General features: G+C 63.7%; 16 protein-coding genes. 8 read left to right on the top strand and 8 right to left on the bottom strand.

The window, feature by feature from the left end; genetic code table 11:
- Nucleotides 1–73: 73 nt before the first annotated feature.
- The gene (locus NKI10_RS11360; RefSeq protein ID WP_023699783.1) at nt 74–1,024 is read right to left on the bottom strand and encodes a PfkB family carbohydrate kinase; all 951 of its coding nucleotides are present in this window, start codon (nt 1,022–1,024) and stop codon (nt 74–76) included.
- A gap of 3 nt (nt 1,025–1,027) precedes the next feature.
- A complete protein-coding gene (locus tag NKI10_RS11355) occupies nt 1,028–1,828 on the bottom strand; it encodes a beta/alpha barrel domain-containing protein (protein WP_023825959.1) in 801 nt (266 codons plus the stop codon).
- A gap of 163 nt (nt 1,829–1,991) precedes the next feature.
- On the opposite strand from NKI10_RS11355, the gene NKI10_RS11350 reads away from it, so the two are divergent.
- The 3 genes from NKI10_RS11350 to NKI10_RS11340 all read left to right on the top strand — a co-directional run bounded on the left by NKI10_RS11350 (nt 1,992) and on the right by NKI10_RS11340 (nt 5,154).
- Nucleotides 1,992–2,753 (top strand): DeoR/GlpR family DNA-binding transcription regulator, encoded by a 762-nt coding sequence (locus NKI10_RS11350; RefSeq protein ID WP_352859942.1) that lies wholly within the window; start codon nt 1,992–1,994, stop codon nt 2,751–2,753.
- Nucleotides 2,754–3,008: 255 nt separating this feature from the next.
- On the top strand, nt 3,009–4,157 hold the full coding sequence (locus NKI10_RS11345) for a Gfo/Idh/MocA family protein (protein ID WP_023825960.1): 1,149 nt from the start codon (nt 3,009–3,011) through the stop codon (nt 4,155–4,157).
- Nucleotides 4,158–4,221: 64 nt separating this feature from the next.
- On the top strand, nt 4,222–5,154 hold the full coding sequence (locus tag NKI10_RS11340) for an alpha/beta hydrolase (RefSeq protein ID WP_352859940.1): 933 nt from the start codon (nt 4,222–4,224) through the stop codon (nt 5,152–5,154).
- Here the strand turns inward: NKI10_RS11340 and NKI10_RS11335 are convergent.
- Nucleotides 5,142–6,227 carry a LacI family DNA-binding transcriptional regulator gene (locus NKI10_RS11335; RefSeq protein WP_352859938.1) on the bottom strand — a complete coding sequence of 362 codons (1,086 nt, stop codon included), beginning with the start codon at nt 6,225–6,227 and terminating at the stop codon, nt 5,142–5,144. The genes NKI10_RS11340 and NKI10_RS11335 overlap by 13 nt on opposite strands.
- Nucleotides 6,228–6,452: 225 nt before the next feature.
- Here NKI10_RS11335 and NKI10_RS11330 point away from each other — a divergent pair, with 225 nt between their 5' ends.
- Nucleotides 6,453–7,856 (top strand): FAD-binding oxidoreductase, encoded by a 1,404-nt coding sequence (locus NKI10_RS11330; protein WP_023804397.1) that lies wholly within the window; start codon nt 6,453–6,455, stop codon nt 7,854–7,856.
- On the opposite strand, the gene NKI10_RS11325 is transcribed toward NKI10_RS11330, so the two are convergent.
- The gene (locus NKI10_RS11325; protein WP_023754010.1) at nt 7,853–8,497 is read right to left on the bottom strand and encodes a YjbE family putative metal transport protein; all 645 of its coding nucleotides are present in this window, start codon (nt 8,495–8,497) and stop codon (nt 7,853–7,855) included. The two genes, NKI10_RS11330 and NKI10_RS11325, sit on opposite strands and share 4 nt — an antisense overlap.
- A 257-nt stretch (nt 8,498–8,754) precedes the next feature.
- Between NKI10_RS11325 and NKI10_RS11320 the strand changes: the two genes are divergently transcribed.
- From NKI10_RS11320 to NKI10_RS11310, 3 genes are all read left to right on the top strand, one after another.
- On the top strand, nt 8,755–9,396 hold the full coding sequence (locus NKI10_RS11320; RefSeq protein ID WP_023695267.1) for a ThuA domain-containing protein: 642 nt from the start codon (nt 8,755–8,757) through the stop codon (nt 9,394–9,396).
- Between the two features lie 139 nt (nt 9,397–9,535).
- A complete protein-coding gene (locus NKI10_RS11315; RefSeq protein WP_352859936.1) occupies nt 9,536–10,642 on the top strand; it encodes an OmpA family protein in 1,107 nt (368 codons plus the stop codon).
- A 56-nt stretch (nt 10,643–10,698) separates the two neighbouring features.
- A complete protein-coding gene (locus NKI10_RS11310) occupies nt 10,699–11,943 on the top strand; it encodes a caspase family protein (RefSeq protein ID WP_031194609.1) in 1,245 nt (414 codons plus the stop codon).
- 99 nt (nt 11,944–12,042) lie between these two features.
- Here NKI10_RS11310 and NKI10_RS11305 read toward each other — a convergent pair whose 3' ends face one another.
- Complete coding sequence (locus tag NKI10_RS11305; RefSeq protein WP_023735648.1) at nt 12,043–12,606, bottom strand: DUF6931 family protein; 564 nt, start codon at nt 12,604–12,606, stop codon at nt 12,043–12,045.
- A gap of 229 nt (nt 12,607–12,835) precedes the next feature.
- Between NKI10_RS11305 and NKI10_RS11300 the strand changes: the two genes are divergently transcribed.
- Nucleotides 12,836–13,372 (top strand): OmpA family protein, encoded by a 537-nt coding sequence (locus tag NKI10_RS11300; protein WP_023815176.1) that lies wholly within the window; start codon nt 12,836–12,838, stop codon nt 13,370–13,372.
- 88 nt (nt 13,373–13,460) lie between these two features.
- Here the strand turns inward: NKI10_RS11300 and NKI10_RS11295 are convergent, their stop codons facing one another.
- The 3 genes from NKI10_RS11295 to NKI10_RS11285 all read right to left on the bottom strand — a co-directional run bounded on the left by NKI10_RS11295 (nt 13,461) and on the right by NKI10_RS11285 (nt 18,194).
- On the bottom strand, nt 13,461–15,074 hold the full coding sequence (locus tag NKI10_RS11295; protein WP_023695271.1) for a caspase family protein: 1,614 nt from the start codon (nt 15,072–15,074) through the stop codon (nt 13,461–13,463).
- A 265-nt stretch (nt 15,075–15,339) separates the two neighbouring features.
- Nucleotides 15,340–17,736 (bottom strand): M23 family metallopeptidase, encoded by a 2,397-nt coding sequence (locus NKI10_RS11290; protein ID WP_352596877.1) that lies wholly within the window; start codon nt 17,734–17,736, stop codon nt 15,340–15,342.
- Nucleotides 17,733–18,194 (bottom strand): DUF1036 domain-containing protein, encoded by a 462-nt coding sequence (locus NKI10_RS11285; RefSeq protein ID WP_050485828.1) that lies wholly within the window; start codon nt 18,192–18,194, stop codon nt 17,733–17,735. The genes NKI10_RS11290 and NKI10_RS11285 overlap by 4 nt, the downstream gene beginning before the upstream one ends.
- Between the last annotated feature and the right edge of the window lie 7 nt (nt 18,195–18,201).

Genomic DNA, 18,201 nt, shown 5'->3' with positions numbered 1-18,201 from the left:
GTATAAGCCCTGATTTTTATGATTCTCCTGGGCTTGTGTTCGCCTGCGAAATGTTTCGTCGGATCGTTTCAGGTCATGCTCCAGCATCCACATGCGCATTTTTCAGGTCGACTGCTGACGGCGCGTTCGCCGATGCCAGGAGTTGCGTGACCTGGTCCTCGGTCGGAAGCGCCTCGCGCCCGCCACGCCCCGTTATCGAAACGGCCGCCGCCGCGGCCGCGAATGCGATCCGGCCCGCGGTGTCGGCTCCGCGCGTCAACGCATGGGCATAGGCGCCATGAAAGCAGTCACCCGCGCCTGTGGAGTCGACGACCGCAACCCGGTGCGGGGGCAGGTGCCAGAGACCTGTCTCTTCACGGCCGCGATAGTACACACCCCTGCCTCCATCGGTCAGAACCACGGCGGATCGCGATGGCAACCACAAGGCATCGAGCATCTCGGCAGGCGATCGGCGCCCCGTGGCAGTCCGTGCAAAGCTAAGTGGAAGAATGAGATGGTCGCAGAGCGCGATCAGCCGCTCCGTGGCGGGGCCGCTGCTCCATTCGATATCGCCGAGGATCGCAAGGCCGAGATCGCGAGCCCGAGCCACGACATCCAGCGACCCGGTCGCATAGCTATCGACGATCAGGACGGTTGCGCGGCTGAGGATATCGTCCGGAAAATCCGGAGCGGTGCCCAGCATCGCATCGTCGTCATACGCGATGAACCTTTCCCCGTCCGAGCCGACGGTGATCCGCGAGTGCACCGGGCGCGCGTCGGGATGGCGCGGCGCGAATGCGGTTTCAATACCGCTCGCCACGAGATCGAGCTGCACCGCGTCGTCCGCGGCACTGGCCAGCCATCCGACGAACCCGGCGGTTCCGCCGAGCCGCGCGACAGCGGCCAGCGCCGTCGCGACATTTCCCCCGAAGGCGCGGGTACTTTGCAGAACCTTACCCTTGCCCGCCGACAATGGCTGATCGACGTAGACGATGTCGTCGATCGCAATAGCGCCGAAGCCGAGGATCGAGGGGATGGTGGGCATCGTTCAGGCACCCGCCTTCGCCAGGGCGTCTTGCGCCGAAAGGCCGTCATGGATGACGCCGCGAAAGGCAAGCGCTGCCTTCTCCGGATCGCCGTGCCCCCAGAGATTGCGGCCGACCACGGCGCCGTGCGCGCCGGCACGGATGGCGTCCGCCGTCTGCTGAAGCGCGCCGAGCAGCGTATCGGTCTTTGGACCGCCCGCGATGACAACCGGCACCGGGCAGGTCCGGACGGTCTCTTTGAATGACTCGAAATCCCCGGTGTAGCCGATCTTGATCACGTCGACGCCGGACTCGTAGCCGATGCGCGCCGCATAGGCGATCTCGTCGGGGGTGAAGACGATCTTTGCTCCGTCGGTGAAATCGCGAGGGTAGATATGCGCCACCACAGGCATGCCGTAGCGGGCCGCCGCATTCACCGAATCGGTCAGCCAGCGTATGTATTTGCCCTCCGTCGCGCCGCGCACCGGAATGGCCACGGCCAACGCATCGGCCCCCGCGCGCACCGCGTCCTCGGGCGTTGCGATCAACTCGCTGATGCGATCGTCCGCGGTGAAGCAGCCCGCCTGAATCACCAGGGAAGCTTTGCCCGCATATTGCGGCCACAGATGGCGCGCGGTGCCAGGCTGGATGCTGACGTAGTCGGGTTTGCCCGCCATGACGCGTGCGAGCGCACCCGGCAGGTCGGCAAGGCCGCCTTTGCGCACGTCGCCATAGCCGACGAAGTGGTCGACCGCGCCGCCAAAAAGGTTCCCCGATGGATGCGAGAAGAGGCGCGCGAGGCGCACCTTGGTTCCTAGGCTCATGAGTCCAAAATTCCCTGATCGGTTGATTTAAAAATGCTCGATCCAGTGTTTCCGAAAGAAAAAAGAAAAACAATCTTTCGAAAGCTTTCGAATCTCCATATTTTTCGGTAAGGTGAGCCGAGGCCGGCGCGATTGCTCGGCGCAGGCAGGCAAGGGCAGGGCAATGTTGTCGGAGCAGAGACGCCAATCGATCCTGGGCGAGGTGCAACGCAGCGGACAGGTTCGCATCAAGGACCTGTCGGACGGGTTTGGCGTGTCGGAGGTCACGGTGCGCTCCGACCTCGAAATACTGGACCGCAAGGGACTGCTGACCAAGACCCGTGGAGGGGCGGTGACCCGGACCACCGATTCGACGACGGCCGCGTTCGCGCGGCGGATGCAAACGAACATCGACGCAAAGAAGCGCATCGCCCGGGCGGCGCTCGACCTTTTCGAGCACAACCAGTCGGTCATCTTCGACGGTGGCTCGACCTTGATGCAGCTTGCCATGCAGTTACCGCCGCTCAGCAATGTCGTGGTCGCGGCCACGGCCATGAACATCGTGCAGCATCTTATGCATCGTCCCGGGCTCGACGTTCATATGATCGGCGGCCGGGTCTATCCCGACACGGTGAGCACGCTGATCACCGATGCCGATACGGCTCTCGGCGGCCTGGTAGCGCATCAGGTCTTTGTTGGAGCGCATGCGATAGACTCGTCACTGGATGTGGTCGACGTGAACGAAGACATGGCGCGAACGAAGCGAAACCTCGTTCGCATGGCCCGGCGCGTTGTCTTGCTCGCCGATTCGAGCAAATGGGGCGTCAGCGGGACGTCCAAGGCATTTTCGCTGTCGGCCGTCGATGTGGTGATCACCGACGATGGCCTGCCCGGTCCAATACGCAGCGAGCTTGATAGGATCGGGGCCAAGGTGATCTATGCCTGAACCCATCCCGGTCTCTGATGCGCGACGGAAAGCGCGCATGACCCACGGGCTTCGCAGCGGCCGTCGGCCGTTTTTCATGCCGGTCATGTTCTCCTCCTCACGCTGGCGGCCTCCCAATCCTGCGCCAGAACTCTCACATGCTCTATAAAAATTTTACGCGCGTCAACATTTAAAGTCCTGTATAGCGGATTGGGGGGGGTCGTGGGAACTGCAACGGTTGCGCAGCATGCCCTTGGCTTGGGAGGAAAGCTGGAAATGCACGGAAAATCAGAGACAAAGCTCGGCATCGGTGTCATCGGCTGCGGCAACATCTCGATGACCTATCTGCGCAATGCAGCGCTCTTCGGTGGTGTCGAGCTACGCGCCTGCGCCGACATTTCCGCTGACATGGCTGAGCTGCGCGCCAGGGAATACGGCATCCGCGCCCTGGGCGTTGACGCGCTGCTGGCCGACCCCGATATCGACCTCGTGCTGAACCTGACAATCCCCGCGGCGCATTTCGACATTTCGTTATCAGCGCTCTCGGCGGGCAAGCATGTCTTCACCGAAAAGCCGCTGGCAACTTCCGCCGCCGACGGCCGCCGCCTTGTCGCCGAGGCCGCGAAGCGCGGCCTGCTGATCGGCTCGGCGCCGGACACATTCCTGGGTGCAGCCGGCCGCCGCGCGCGCCGGCTGATGGATGACGGCGCGATCGGCAAGCCGGTGACCGGCACCGCCTTCATGATGGGACGGGGCATGGAGCACTGGCATCCCAATCCGCAATTCTATTATCAGCCCGGCGGCGGTCCGGTGTTCGACATGGGTCCCTATTACCTGACCGTGCTGGTCAACCTGCTCGGGCCGGTCGAGCGCGTCATGGCGATGGCGACGCGCGGCCAGGAGGAGAGGCTGATCACGGCCGACGGGCCGTTCAAGAACACGACATTCAAGGTCGGCACGCCGACCAACATAATGTCGCTGCTCGAATTCCGCTCGGGCGCCACCGTCACCTTCGGCGCCTCATGGGATGTGTTCAAACACTCCAACCATCCGATCGAACTGCACGGCACCGAAGGCTCGCTCAGGCTGCCCGATCCCGACACGTTCGGCGGCACGGTCTCGCTGTCGGAACGTGGCGCCGACTGGGCCGTTTTCGCCAGCGAGAGCGAACTCTACGGCGCCCGCAACTGGCCCTATTCCGCGCCCGACCGCGCCAATTACCGCATGCTCGGCGTCGCCGATCTGGCGCGCGCGCTGGCCACGGGCAGAAAGCCGCGCGCCTCCGGTGAGCTGGCGCTGCATGTGCTTGAGATCATGGAGGCGATCCTGGCTTCGGGCGAAAGCCGTGGCTCGGTTGCCGTCAACGGCACGGTCGACCAGCCGCCGCTGCTTGGCGAAGACGAAGCCGCAACCCTGCTTGCCTGACGGAGGTTCGCCCGTGACGCCATCGCCACCGTCCCCGTCGCCCCTAGATCCGGAGGCCCGGCATGTGCTCGAGCTCGGCAGCCAGGCCGGCGCGCCGCCGTTCGAAACGGGAACGCCTGAGCAGGCGCGCCGCGCCTACAATGAAGGCTTCCCGACCCTGCAAGGCGAGCGCAAGCTGGTCGCGTCGATCAGCGAGCGCATCATTGCAGGACCCGGCGGTCCGCTGAGGCTCAGGATCTATCGCGGGCAGGGCGCGCCTTCGGCAGGCGCTCCGGCGCTGCTTTATCTCCATGGCGGCGGCTGGGTAATCGGCAATCTCGACTCGCATGACGAGATCTGCCGCTGGTTCGCCAACGAGGCAGGCGCTGTCGTCGTTTCCGTCGACTACCGGCTGGCGCCGGAACACAAATTCCCGGCGGCAATAGAGGATTGCCGAGCGGCACTTGCCTTCATGCAAAGCGCCGCGGACGAACTCGGCATCGACGCTGCCCGCATCGCGGTTGCCGGCGACAGCGCCGGCGGCAATCTCGCCACGGTGCTCGGCCTGCTCACGCGGGGGGACAAAAATCCGCCGGCAGCGCAGCTTCTGTTTTATCCCAACACCGATGCCGGGCAGACGGCCGACAGCTATCGCCGCTTCGCCGCAGGCTTTGGCCTGACCGCCTCGACCATGGCCTGGTTCCGCGACCATTATATCCGCAATGCCGCCGACATCGGCGACTGGCGTACCTCACCGCTGAAGGCGGAAAGCCTCGCCGGTGCGCCGCCCACCTTCATCGCCATCGCCGGTCACGACATCCTCGCCGACGAAGGCGAGGCCTATGCCAGGCGTCTGCAGCAGGCCGGCGTGCCGGTCGTGCTGGAACACTGGCCCGGTCAGATCCACGGCTTCGTCTCGATGGGCCGTCACGGCCCGGCAGCGAGACAGGCGGTTGCCGCCGCCATTGCCGCGTGGCGAAGCTTCGATCCTGCCTTTGGAAAGGCTCAAGCGGACTGACGCATCACCAGGGCGGCGTCGAGGCTGACCTTCGGCGCGACGTTTGCCGTATCCTCGTTGAGCAAAGCGAGCAGTGTCTCGACGCTGCGCCCCGCCATGGCGGCAAAATCCTGCGCGATGGTGGTCAGTGCGGGGCAGGTGTAGCGGCTCAGCGGATGGTCGTCATGGGCGGCGATACGCAGGTCGCAATCGGCCTTGCGGCCGATCTTCAGCCCTTTCGCGAAGGCTGCCGCCATCACGCCGAAGGCCAGGCGGTCATTCGCACACAGTATGGTCTTGCCGGGCAGACCCCCGGTCTTGCCGGGCAGACCCCCGGTCTTGGGGGGCAGACCTCTGGTCTTGCCCGGCAGGCCGCTGGCCCCGAGCATCTGTTCCATCTGCTCGTAGCCGATGCGCTCGAAATCCCATGTGTAGTCTCGGGTGTTGCCGATAACCACCGGCTCCTGGCCAAGCTGACGCATCGCGGCGACGTAACTGTTCAGGCGCTCCGGCGAATTGTGATTGACATGCGGGATGTCGAAATAGATCGGGGCGTCGCCGGAGCGGCAGAGATAGTCGACGATGGTCGAGACGCTCTGGGCATTGTTGTTGCCGACAAAGGGCGTGCCGCCTTCAAGATAGGTGTCGAAATAGACGACCGGCATTGTCTGGGTCAGCTTCTCCAGCGTGCGCCGGTCCGAACGCAAGCCGAGCGGCGCGATCAGCGCGCCCGAAACTTTCAGCGACAGGATGGTACGTGTCGCCTCCATTTCGAGCTCGGTTGAGCCATGCGAGGAGATGACGATCGGCCAGTAGCCCTCGTCGCGCAGCCTGAGCTCGATGCGGCTGACCATTTCGGAATAGAAGGGATCGGTGACCGTCGGTACGACAATGCCGATGGCGCGGGTGCGCTTGCGGTTGAGGTTGCGGGCAAACAGATTGGGCTGGTAGTCGGACGACCGCAACGCCTCTTCGATGCGCTTGCGCGTTGCCGGCTTGACGCTGGTCGGATCGTCGAAATATTTCGACAGCGTCGGCCTGGAGACGCCGCAGGAGCGGGCGAAATCCTCCATCGTCTTGTGCGTCATTGGCATTCAATCCTCGTCTGGCACGCGCCAGAACCTCGGTCATCCCTTGACGCTGCCCACGGTCCTGCAGCCGGCGCGTCCGCCACGCAACGGCAGACGAAATTTACAGGAAACGTCAGTGGGTTCAACGCGCAATGACAGATTATACCGTGCGTAAATTTGTTCAATTGACGCGAAAATTGTCGCGCATCAAAGTCTCGGTCACAAAGAGCGCTGAAAAGTCCAGGCACCATGACACAACAGATCGATCGGCTTCTTTCCCAGCTATATCGTCGGCTCGATGCCGCCGCGATTGTGATCGGCGATGCTATCGATCCGCGCTATGGCGACGACCTCTCCGGCAAGGGCGGCGGCCAGCCCGAACTGGTCTTGCGTCCGCGCAACGCCGCCGACGTCGCCGAAATCCTGCGCCTATGCAGTGGTATCGGCCAGAAGCTGGTCGTCCATGGCGGCCGCACCGGGCTGGCCGGCGGCGCGCGCGTGCAGCCGGGCGAAGCGGTGCTGTCGCTGGAGCGCATGACCGCGGTCGAAGCGCCCGACCGCGCCGCGGCAACCATCATCGCGGAAGCCGGCGCGCCGCTGCAAATGGTGCAGGAAGCGGCCGATGCGTCCGGCCTGATGTTCGGCGTCGATATCGGCGCGCGCGGCACGGCGACGGTCGGCGGCAACATCGCCACCAATGCTGGCGGCATTCGCGTGCTGCGCTACGGCATGTACCGCGCCCAGGTGCTGGGGCTGGAGGCCGTGCTTGCCGACGGCTCGATCCTGACTTCGTTGCGTGGCCTGGCCAAGGACAATTCGGGATACGATCTCAACCAGCTTTTCATTGGCAGCGAAGGCACGCTGGGCGTGGTTACTCGCGCCTGCCTGCGGCTGCATCCCAAGCCCGCCACCGAGGTTGCCGCCTTTTGCGCCCTTGGCTCGCTGGAGGCGGCGATTGCGTTGCTGGGGTTGCTCAAGCAGCGGCTCGGGCCCTTGCTTTCGGCCTATGAGGTAAACTTCTCGCCGCTCTACGGCGCCATGATTGCCGGCATGGCCGCGCCGGCGCCGCTGCCTGTCGGCGCGCCCGTCTATGTGCTGGCCGAGATCCAGGGCAGCCAGGCCGAGCTGGACGGCGAGCGTTTCGCTTCGGTGCTGATGCAGGCGGTCGAGGACGGCATCGTCGACGACGTGGTCGTCTCGCAGTCGCCACGCGAATTCCGTGCGCTATGGGATGTGCGCGAAGAGGCTAACCGATTCCTGTTTGCGATCGAGGGAATGCTCGGCGTCGACATTAGCATCCCGTTGGCGGCCATGGCGGATTTCCTGCGCAACGCCGAAGCCGCGATCCACGCCGTCGACAGCAGCGCCGAGATCTACGTCTTCGGCCATCTCGGCGACGGCAATCTGCACTATCAGGTCGACACCACGGAACCGGCGGCCGCCTATGAGATTATCTATCGCGGCGTGGCGGCATGCGGTGGCGCCGTCTCGGCCGAGCACGGCATCGGCCTCGACAAGAAGAAATGGCTGAACCTCGTGCGCAGCGACGCCGAGATATCGGCCATGCGCCGGCTGAAGGCGGCGTTCGATCCGCACAACATCCTCAATCCCGGGCGGATTTTCGATATCGTTCGATCGCCAGGAGGGATCTAACTTGCAGCTGGCGAGAGCAGCGCGTGGAAGTCGACCGTTCTCATCTGCTCGATGCCGTCCAGAGTCATATTTCCCGCGACATAGACGATGATCGCCAGACCGAGCCAGCCGATCCAGCGATACCTGGCAAGCAGCGCCGCCACCAGCGTCGAGGCGACCGCCATCAGAACCACCGACAGGATGAGACCGAACACCAGCGCATTCATGTCGTGGGCGGCGGCGCCCGCCACGGCCAGCACATTGTCCAGCGACATCGAGACATCGGCGACGACGATCTGCAGGATCGCGGTGCGCAGCGCCTTGGCCGGCCGCGCCGTCGCAAGTGCTGCGGCTTCAGTGTCGACGTCCTCGCCGTCGCCGGCCGAGCGCAACTCCTGGAACATGTTCCAGCACACCCAGAACAAAAGCATGCCGCCGACCAGCATGATGCCCGGAATTTCCAGCAGCTGCACCGCGATCACCGCAAAGACGATGCGGATCACCGCCGCCGCGGCAATGCCGGCGATGATCGCCTTCTGCCGCAACGCCTTGGCGAGGCCTGCGGCCGCCATGCCGATCACCACGACATTGTCGCCAGACAGCACAAGGTTAATGGTGATGACTTCCAGATAGGCGGCGACAGTCGTCTGGTCGAAACTCATAGAGCGGTCTCCCCGGAAGGCTCCGGCTGGTTGCGGCGGATCGGACCGATGTCTGCGCAAACGCGAAGACAGCCGATTTGAGTGCAGCCCGGCATTGAAACAAGACGCCAGCGCGGCCAATCGGTCCTCATCCACGGAATTCATCGCCGGGTCGTGATTTCCGACCAGAAATGCCCGTCCCAGAATGCCCATCATGGAAGGGAAGACAAAAGCGTTCCGCTTGCCTATCAATATTGCCGACCAAAGGAGAGACGAGCATGAGCAAGACGGCACTGATTTTCTGGGGCGGATGGGAGGGTCACACGCCGGCCCGCAGCGCCGCTGTCGTCAGCGAGATATTGACCGGGCATGGCTTCGAGGTGCGGATAGAAGAGGGCACATCCGCGCTCGCCGATCCGCAGCTCCCGGTCATCGATCTGATCGTGCCGGTGATCACCATGTCGACGATCGAGAAACCGGAGCTGCAAAACCTCACCGCCGCCGTCAGCGGCGGAACCGGCCTTGCCGGCTTCCACGGCACAATGGGCGACAGTTTTCGCAACGAGCCGGCCTATCAGTTCATGACCGGCGGCCAATGGGTCGCGCACCCCGGCGACATCATCGACTACCGTGTCGACATCATCAGCGACGATCCGATCGTCAGGGGTATCGAGGGTTTCGCCTACCATTCCGAGCAGTATTACATGCATGTCGACCCGAGCAACGAGGTGCTGGCGACGACGACGTTCAGCGGTGAGCATCTCGACTTCATCGACGGCGTCGTCATGCCCGTGGTCTGGAAGCGCCGCTACGGCAAGGGCCGCGTCTTCTTCAGCGCGCTCGGCCACACCGCGGATGAGTTTTCCGTCCCGCAAATGCGCACCATCTTCGAGCGTGGCGTGCTGTGGGCCAGCCGGTAACCGGGGCCTGTCCGAGCAAGCAACGGCGATATCACGCCTCCGCTACTCGCTAAGCCGCGGCTAACGCTCTATGCTGGCTGAGGTCACGGCGTTCGACCGCCGTCATCGCAACTGAAATGTGTTGTCACGGGGGACATGCATGTTCGGGGTCGTCGGACTAGTAAGGCATGGAAAGTCGTCGCAGCGCTGGCGTCCGCCGGCTCTGGTGGTCGTGGTGTTCGGCCTGTTGCTGCTTGCGCCGGAAGTTGCGAATGCGCAGCCGAACTGGACGCTCGATCCGGCGAATTCGACACTCACCTATCAATCGGTGAAGAAGAACACCATTGTCGAAACCAACAAGATCAGGAACCTCTCGGGCACGCTGACATCGGATGGCGCCGCCAAGGTCACGTTCGACCTCAACTCGGTCGACACCGGTATCGACCTTCGCAATGTCCGCATGCGCTTCCTGTTCTTCGAAACCTTCAAATTCCCGACGGCGGAAGTGACGGCGAAAGTCGATCCCGCCGCTTTTGCCGATCTCGCCACCAAACGGCGCATGAGCGCGCATATCCCGTTTCGCCTGAGCCTGCACGGCGTCGACAAGGACCTTGAGGCCAATGTCGTGGTCACCATGATCACCGACAGCATGGTGTCGATCGCCTCGGAGGCGCCGGTCGCCGTGCATGTCGAGGATTTCGGCCTGTTGCCCAACATCGAAAAACTCCAGCAGGCGGCCAATGTCAGCAGCATCGTCCCGACGGCTTCGGTGTCGTTCGACTTCGTCTTCACCGCTGATGGGGCCAAGCCGGCGGCGGCGCCTGCCGTCGCCGCCGCAGCCCCAGCCGATGCCGGGCCGGTCGCCACAGATGCAGGCAAGACGTCCTTCAGCGACGATGAATGCCTGAACAGGTTCGAGGTGCTGTCGCGCACCGGCGCCGTCTATTTTCGCCCAGCCAGCGCTCGGCTCGATGAAAAGAGCCGCCCACTGCTGGCCGAGGTGGTCGGCGTCGTCGGCAAATGTCCGAAACTGAAGGTCGAGGTTTCGGGCCATACCGATTCCGACGGCTCGCCGACGGCCAACAAGAACCTGTCGGAACGGCGCGCCAAGGCGGTCGCCGACGCGATCATCGCTGCGGGCATTCCATCGGCGCAGATCACGGCTTCCGGCTATGGCGAGGAAAAGCCGGTGGCGCCGAACGATACGCCGAAGAACAAGGCGCTGAACCGGCGGATCGAGTTCTCCGCCACGCCGCTCTCCAACTGAGCCGGTCCTTAACTGAGAAGGCCCGTCAACCGAAAAGGAATCCGGTGCGTTTGGACATGATTGCAAGTTGCGGCAACTTCATGCGCGGCATCGGCCTCGCCGTGCTGGCGCTTGCGTTGACCATGACCATTACCATGACCGCGGCCAGTGCCGAACGCCGCATCGCCCTGGTGCTCGGCAATTCCCATTACCGGAACGCGCCGGTGCTGCCCAATCCGGTGAACGATGCGCAGGCAATGTCCGATCGCCTGAAGGGGCTGGGCTTCGAAATCGTCTCCGGCCTCGATCTCACCAAGGCGCAGACGCAGGAAAAGATCGCGCAATTCGCGCGGCAGGTGCGTGGCGCCGATATCGCGCTGTTCTTCTATGCCGGTCATGGCCTGCAGGTCTCGGGCAGGAATTACCTGCTGCCTGTCGATGCGGCGCTGGAGGACGAGACCTCGCTCGACTTCGAAGCCGTGCAGGTGGACTTCATCCTGCGGCAGATGTCGCGCGAGACCAGCATCAGGCTGGTGTTCCTCGACGCCTGCCGCGACAACCCGCTCGCCGATGTGCTTGCCAAGGAGACTGGCGGCGACAGCACGGCAAGCAGCGGCCTTGCCGAAGTACCGATCGAGAATGGCGGCGCCGGCACGCTGGTCGCCTTCGCTGCCAGTCCCAACCAGCTCGCCTATGACGGACCGGGCGAGCACTCGCCATTTTCGGCGGCGCTGCTTGCCCATATCGGCGAGGTCAACGTCTCGATCACCGAAGCGATGAACCGGGTTACGTCGGATGTGTTCAAGGCCACAGCCGGACGCCAGCAGCCCTGGGTCAACGTTTCGCTGACCACCGATGTCGTGCTTCACAAGGTCGATCTCAAGGCGCCGCTGATCGTCGGCGATTCCGGCGCGGCTGCGCCCGAAGGCGATACGCAGGCGCGCACCGGCGCGGCCGCCAATCCGCCGGGTACGGACGCCGGCGAGCAGGCGCTGGAACAGCTGCGTGAGGAAATTCCGAAGCTGGGCTCGGACGCGCCAGTCCTTTTCGACGTTCCGGTCAATTTTGGCGACCCGGCGATCGACGGCAAGAGCATCGCCCAGCTCATTCAGGGAAAGCCGCACTTCAGTCCCGTCGAGGGCCTGGAAAAATCCGTCTGGGACAACCAGTGCAGCAACTGTCATCAATGGACCGAGGAGCGGCTGTGCGACCAGGCCAAGACCTACGTCACCAATGACGTCTCGGTGTTGCGCCTGCAACACCCGCTGGGCACGCGCTTCAAGGTGGCGCTCGGCAAATGGGCGCAAAACGGCTGCAAATGAAACCGCCGCAAGTTAATTTAGAGCATGACCCAAAAAACGGGTACCGATTTTAGATCAAAGATCAGATTTCAACTAAATCTCGTCATGATCTAGGAGCAATCAGGCTCGGCGCAGCGCCTCGGTTTCGGCCAGATGGATGCCCATCTCGACAAAGGCGGTGAGCACGGAGAAACGGTCCGCCACCGCAACCCGCGCCAGTCCGGCCAGTATGCCGGCATTGACGGCATGCGCAGCCGGCAGCGGCCGCAGCCTCGACCCGTTGGTCTGCGGCGTCAGGCCATTGATGTGCCGTTGCGCCGCTAGCGCGATCCAGCCGGCAGGCGTGTGCTGCTGCGTCATCGCCGCCCCGGCGACAGCCTCCCGGCGGGTTGCATTGTTGGGGTCGCCGACCCACTCCTGGATCAGTGCCAGCGTTGCGAGGTCCTGCTCTTCGAGCAGCTCGGTCAGATGCCCCAGGCACTCATGGCCCCACCAGATTGCGGCCCGGTCAGGCAGGAGATAGGCGCAAAAGGTAATCGCTTCCTCCGGGATGCGCCCGGCCATCAGCCGGCGGCAGAACTCGAGCGAGGGTTGGTCGGTCGGAACAGCCGTCATGTCCCGGGCGACAGCCGTGTTCGCGGCGAAGAGATCGCGTGCGGTCTGGAATCGAAGCCCGTTGACCATCGCTGCTGTTATCCTCCCCCAGCCCTCACTCAACCCGCCTGCGAGGCGCGGGTCAAGTCTGTCGACCACCACATGTCCATGACGTTGTTCACAGACAAACGCCTCACGGTTTGGTATATTCCACAGCCGACCGTGATCTCGACAGATCATTGTCGAACAGGAAGAGTTGGCCCGGATCCATGGATCGGGCCTGAGTGAAAATCGGATGCTCGAAACGGGAGTAACCGTTATGCAGCGGCACATTTCAGTCTTGGCATTGGCGACCGTGCTTTTCTCGACGCACGTCTATGCCGACCCACTTCAGAAATCGGAAGACATTGTGAAGTTCTTTGCCGGCGCTATCGATCACGGCGCGGCACGCGGGATTTGTGTCGGCACCGAGGACGAGTGCAAGAGCAAGACCAACCAGAAAGAAAAGCCTCCGGAGAAGACCGGCCTCGATATGCTGATCAATTTCAGCCTGGATTCGTCCGAGCTCGACGCCAAGGCGCGCAGCGAACTCGACGAATTCGCCAAGGCGCTGAAGGACGATCGGCTGAGCAAGCTGTCCTTCGTCGTCGAAGGCTATACCGACGCATCCGGCTCGGCGACCTACAATGAAGGCCTGTCGCAGCGCAGGGCGCAATCGGTCACCGCCTTCCTCGAATCCAACGGCATCGAATCCACCCGCATCAAGGCGGTCGGTCTCGGCGAGGCCAATCCACGCAATCCCGATCCCTACGATCCCGTCAACCGGCGGGTCGAGATGCGGATCAAGGCGCAGTAGCTTCGCCGGCTGCGTCTTCCGGCCGTCGTCAAACACAACGCCGCGCGTCCAACGGACACGCGGCGCTTTTATTGTTTGACATGATCGATCAGTTCTTGAGCACGCCGCCGACCGCTACGCCGGTGCCGAAGATCAGCGCCTTGGTCAGGAAATCATTGTTGTCCCGCGGCGGCGGCTCATCCTCGCGCACGACCTCCCGGTTGCGCCTTTTCTGCACGAACTGCTGCTGTCGGCGCGGCTTCTGGGCGTACTGCTTCTTGCGTGGCTTTTCCGCCACCGGCTTCAGCGTGCGGGCCTTCTGCACCATCTGTTTTTTCGGCTTGTCCACGCCGGCCTGGTCGGCCTCATGCTTGGCACGCACGGCCTCCATCATCGGATCCGTCTGGATAACCAGGAATGCCAGTTGCTCGCGCGTCAGGAAGGTGGTCGGAGGCAGCCCGTTCCCCTCTTGCCAGTCGCCGATCGCTTGCCGGGTCTTGGCGCCGATATTGCCGTCAACGCGGCCAAGCTCGTTGCCCAGCGCCTCGACGCGCAATTGCAGGTCGATGCGGCCCTGGCGATCGAGACCGATCGCGTTCTCCGTCGCCTCGGTGCCCAGCACCTTCTTCATGTCGTCCGAAATGCCGACCGAGGTGCGCACGGCAGAACCCGAGTTCGCTTCGTCGGCATCGAGCGCTGCCACCTGCCGTTCCTGGGCTTTCGGATCGTTCAGCGCATCGATGTTGAGCCGCGCCACCGTGGCGAAGCGGCCATTCGGGAACTGTTCGAGATAGGCTTCGTAGAATGGCGCGGTGTTGCGCTTCGAGGCCTCGTCCCAAAGCCGCTGCTCGACTTCCCACGAAGGCGGTTCGCTGGTGACGGGGGCAGGGGCGGGCGCTGTCGCGGCGTTCGCGTCGTCGGCGGCCGGTTTTGCCACCGGCACGGCTTCGGCGGCCGGTTTGCCAAGGAAAACCTCGCGGCCCAGCGATGCGTTGTGCCATGGCCGCTGGCGGCCTTGCGTGGTCTCGGCCACTTCGCCGCGCACCCGCGTCAGCGCGCTCTGGATCTCGATGCCGGGTTCGGTCAGGTGCCTGGCGAGCGCGGTCGAGTAGGGGCTGTCGACGCCGTTGCCGTCAAAGGCGATGGCGCCCGGGTCGGTGGCATAAGCAATCAGGATGCCGCCGGTGCCGACGCCCTCTGATTTAGGGTCGATCGGCGCCAGGCCGGTGCCCAGCGCGGTGGAGCGGGTCTTCGGCATCGCGGCCGCCAGTGTGCGTGCCAGCGGATTGTCGCGGCAGGCATCGAGGATGATGACGCCGACCGCCGGGTCGGGTGGCAATGCGGCCATGAAGTCGTCGATCTGGACGGTGCGGGTCTTGAGATAGGCAGGTGACGTCAGTTCGGCGTCGACCGGGATCAAAAAGTTCTTGCCGTCGACCTGCATGCCGTGGCCGGCATAGAAAATGACGGCGAGGTCGGCATCGTAGGACTGCTCGGTGAATTTGCTGATCAGGCTGTGCATGCCGGCATTGTCCTGGTCGACGCCCTCGATCACCTCGAAGCCGGCATTGCGCAGCGTCGATGCGATGAGATGCGCGTCATTGGCCGGATTGGGCAATTCGACGGCATGGACGTATTTGCTGTTGCCGATGACCAGCGCGACGCGTTTGACGCCACCGGCATCCGGCGCCGCCGCCTGGACGGTGCCAAGCGCGGTCAGCATTAACAGAAAAAATCCGCTCAAAAGGACGGCAAACGCTTTCATGGGATCGGCCCTCCGCCCCAATGGGGCGCGTTATTGATGGCTGCGCATGCTAAATTTCACCAGCGACTGTATCGCTTCTGCCAAAATGGCTGTTGGGCGTATGTGATCCCAGCCACAGTTTTGGTTCACAAGGACCCAAAAACCTTCCCAAATATCCGCAAACATACCATTCGCCGGCCTCAGAACCAATCGGCTTGGCGAAAGCCGGGGCGAACTGCCAGCTCTAGCCCGGCTCAAGAGTATTTTGGATCGAGCCGACCAGTGCCGTTATCGCCTGCTTGTATTTTTCGAACTCCGGCGATGTCTGGCGGACTTCCGTCGTCGTCTGCTGGCCCGCATCGGTGGTGGCGGGCGTCGGCAATTTGCGGCCCATCTTCCGTTCCGCCCAGTCGACGACGTAGCTGGCGGTCTTGCCGGCAAGAAACGGGTTGGCCTGGATAACGGACGAGCCGAGCACGGCGCTCAACTGCGCCGATCCCGGCGACGCCAGCACCTGATGTGCGCCTTCCATGCCGAGGAAATGGCAGAGATAGAGCCGGCCGGCGGTAATCTGATGGCCGCGCGCCTTGAGATAGGCTTCGCCCTCGCGCGCCAGATTGCGCACCATCTCACGCGAGATGGTGGCGTCGTAGCGCAAAGCGAGCAGGTCTGCGGTCGACAGCGATCGCGCGAGTTCGGGACGATAGGTGTTCATCATCCGGATCCAGGTCTTGGATATGAACTGGCCGGCGCCTGTCGCCGAAGACAGCGGGTTCTTGGCCCGCGCGCTACCGCCCGATTCGACGTGGACGATACGGTCGGTCAGCGTTTCGACGGCGGGATCGCTGGAAGTGACGGCGATTGCAGCGGTCACTGTTCCGAGCGGATCGATCGCCTGACCGCTCTGGTAGAGTTCGAAATGCAAATGTGGCCCGGTCGACAGGCCGGTGGTGCCGATATAGCCGATGATGTCGCCGGCCTTCACCTTGGTGCCGACACCGCTGGCAATGGCGAATTTCGACATATGCGCGTAGCGCGTCTCGCGGCCGCCGCCATGGGCGATCTTGACCACATTGCCGTAGCCGCCGCCGTCGCCCTGGAAGATGATCTCGCCGTCGAAGGCTGCTGCGATCGGGGTCCCCACGGGTGCTGCCCAGTCGACGCCCTTGTGGATGCGAACAACGCCCAGGATCGGATGCTTGCGCGGCCCGAAGGTCGACGTCATGACACCGTTGACCGGCGTCACCATGCCGTTGGCCACCGTCAGCGAGCGCACCTGGTCATCGCCCGAGACGCAGGAAAACTGGCCGTCGCTCTGCTGGAAAACGAAACAATCCAAGCTCTTTTGCGTGCCTTGGATACCGACATAGAGCACCCGTCCGTCGGTCTCGTTCTTGCCGCGCGGCGTCTGCGAATAGATCAGCACAAGACGCTGGTCCTCGCTGGCGAAAGCATCCAGATCCTGTCCCCGCGACAGATACATGATGGCTTCGCCAATGATGCCGCTCGGCACATTGTTGCGGGCCGCCGTCGAATAGATCGCGTCGAGCAGGCGGTATTGCCGTTTCTGCGTGCCTTCGGTCTCGGCGCCCGAATAATTGAACAGGTCCTCGCGCACCCACGGGTCGACGCCCGACACGAAGGCACCGGCCGCGTTGCGTGTCAGCGTGCCGACAAAGACGTTCCTGGCGTAGATCGAGACCTGCATCAGCGACATCGTCGTGGTCTCGCGCGTCGGCCTAAAGCCGCGCATCGCCACGACATAACCAGGCTGCAGGCCGTCCTTGTCGAACAGCGCCTTCAGCGCCTCGCCGGCAAGCTTTGCGTCGTCGGCGGAAAAATGCGCATCGAGCGCCACGCTGTCCAGGCTGCGGTCGTTGAGGATTTTCACGAAAATGTCCTGGGTCGCCTCGAAGCGCTGGTATTCCGAGCTGACGTTGGCAACGCTGGTGTTGTTTTCGACCGCTGTCTTCTGAAAGGCGGGGAGTGCTGCTTCGCCCTCATCGATGGTCTCGCCCCAGCCGGCCTCGGGGTCATCGGCCGCCGTCGATGCACCCGGAGCGACCTGCGGGTCAGGAGCTGGGCCGGAGGCCGCCGGAGCCCCGTCCGCGCCGGGCGATGGCTTCAGATCGTTCTGCAGGTCATTCTGCGGATCGCCGGTTTCGGCCGGTGGCGCGACCGCGGTCTTCCGCTGCGCCTGGAAGAAGGCGAAATCCTCCTGCGTCGAGGGGATCGTCGTCATGAATTTTTCGCTGGCGCTCAGCATCACGTCGGAGAGAACCATGATCTGAGGGGAGATGCCGGCCTGGTCGAGCTCCGTCGGGCGCGGCATCCCGCGGCTCTTGGCGGCGCCCGCCTCCGGCGCCAGTGTGATCCACATCGGGTCGCCGGCAAGGTCGATGATGGCCGGCACGTAGACCGATGCGTCGGCCGGCACGTCGTCCGAGCCTTCGACGGCTTGCAGTTCCTCGTCTTCGTCGCCGAACGACCAGTAGTCGGCGGTAAGATAAAAGCCGGTGGCAATCGCGGCGAGGACGATTGTCGCCAGGCCAGCCGCCAGCCCGATCCAGATCCTGCGCCTGCGCAGCGCGGCGCGCGCCTGCTTCTTTGCCTTGAAGCTGGTGTCGATGCTGTGCGTCACGGTGCGCTTCCGGTCAGGAAGAAGGTCCAGCGCACCTGTTCCTGCGTGTCGACTTCGAGAAACTTCGCCGCGATATGGCCGCGCTGCCAGCATTCATCGATGCCGCGGATCGAGAACCGCCGCCGCTCGATGCACATGTCGGTGGAGCCTGCCAGAATGGCGTGGCCGAAGACATCCGTCGCGTAGATGTAGATGTAGCGGTTGGTCAGCTCCTCGCGAATGACGTTGACGCATTGATTGGCGCCGATGGTCCACCAGCCATCGGTCTGGTCGGCATCGTCGACCTTCTGACCGACGGCAAGATTGACGACGTCGAGCGTCTGGTTGCAGACGGTGAATTCGGCGCGCGCATGCCCGGTGGAAAGAAGCGCCAGCAACAGCGTCGCGACCGCGCTCGCGGCGAGCTTCACGCGCACGTTCCGGGCAAGCAGGACGGGATCTCGGCGACGGCGTTGCATCGGCGTC

Origin of the sequence: Mesorhizobium sp. M0802, from assembly GCF_040320115.1 — a bacterium.
In the GTDB taxonomy this organism is placed as follows: Bacteria; Pseudomonadota; Alphaproteobacteria; order Rhizobiales; family Rhizobiaceae; genus Mesorhizobium.
This window is presented reverse-complemented; position numbering and strand designations above follow the sequence as displayed.

What these genes read in the sequence shown, in the direction of transcription:
- NKI10_RS11355 (WP_023825959.1), bottom strand. Translation starts at nt 1,828, where the DNA reads ATGAGCCTAGGAACCAAGGTGCGCCTCGCGCGCCTCTTCTCGCATCCA.
- NKI10_RS11320 (WP_023695267.1), top strand. Translation starts at nt 8,755, where the DNA reads ATGAGCAAGACGGCACTGATTTTCTGGGGCGGATGGGAGGGTCACACG.
- NKI10_RS11345 (WP_023825960.1), top strand. Translation starts at nt 3,009, where the DNA reads ATGCACGGAAAATCAGAGACAAAGCTCGGCATCGGTGTCATCGGCTGC.
- NKI10_RS11285 (WP_050485828.1), bottom strand. Translation starts at nt 18,194, where the DNA reads ATGCAACGCCGTCGCCGAGATCCCGTCCTGCTTGCCCGGAACGTGCGC.
- NKI10_RS11330 (WP_023804397.1), top strand. Translation starts at nt 6,453, where the DNA reads ATGACACAACAGATCGATCGGCTTCTTTCCCAGCTATATCGTCGGCTC.
- NKI10_RS11315 (WP_352859936.1), top strand. Translation starts at nt 9,536, where the DNA reads ATGTTCGGGGTCGTCGGACTAGTAAGGCATGGAAAGTCGTCGCAGCGC.
- NKI10_RS11360 (WP_023699783.1), bottom strand. Translation starts at nt 1,024, where the DNA reads ATGCCCACCATCCCCTCGATCCTCGGCTTCGGCGCTATTGCGATCGAC.
- NKI10_RS11325 (WP_023754010.1), bottom strand. Translation starts at nt 8,497, where the DNA reads ATGAGTTTCGACCAGACGACTGTCGCCGCCTATCTGGAAGTCATCACC.
- NKI10_RS11350 (WP_352859942.1), top strand. Translation starts at nt 1,992, where the DNA reads ATGTTGTCGGAGCAGAGACGCCAATCGATCCTGGGCGAGGTGCAACGC.
- NKI10_RS11300 (WP_023815176.1), top strand. Translation starts at nt 12,836, where the DNA reads ATGCAGCGGCACATTTCAGTCTTGGCATTGGCGACCGTGCTTTTCTCG.
- NKI10_RS11310 (WP_031194609.1), top strand. Translation starts at nt 10,699, where the DNA reads ATGATTGCAAGTTGCGGCAACTTCATGCGCGGCATCGGCCTCGCCGTG.
- NKI10_RS11295 (WP_023695271.1), bottom strand. Translation starts at nt 15,074, where the DNA reads ATGCTGACCGCGCTTGGCACCGTCCAGGCGGCGGCGCCGGATGCCGGT.
- NKI10_RS11305 (WP_023735648.1), bottom strand. Translation starts at nt 12,606, where the DNA reads ATGGTCAACGGGCTTCGATTCCAGACCGCACGCGATCTCTTCGCCGCG.
- NKI10_RS11335 (WP_352859938.1), bottom strand. Translation starts at nt 6,227, where the DNA reads ATGCCAATGACGCACAAGACGATGGAGGATTTCGCCCGCTCCTGCGGC.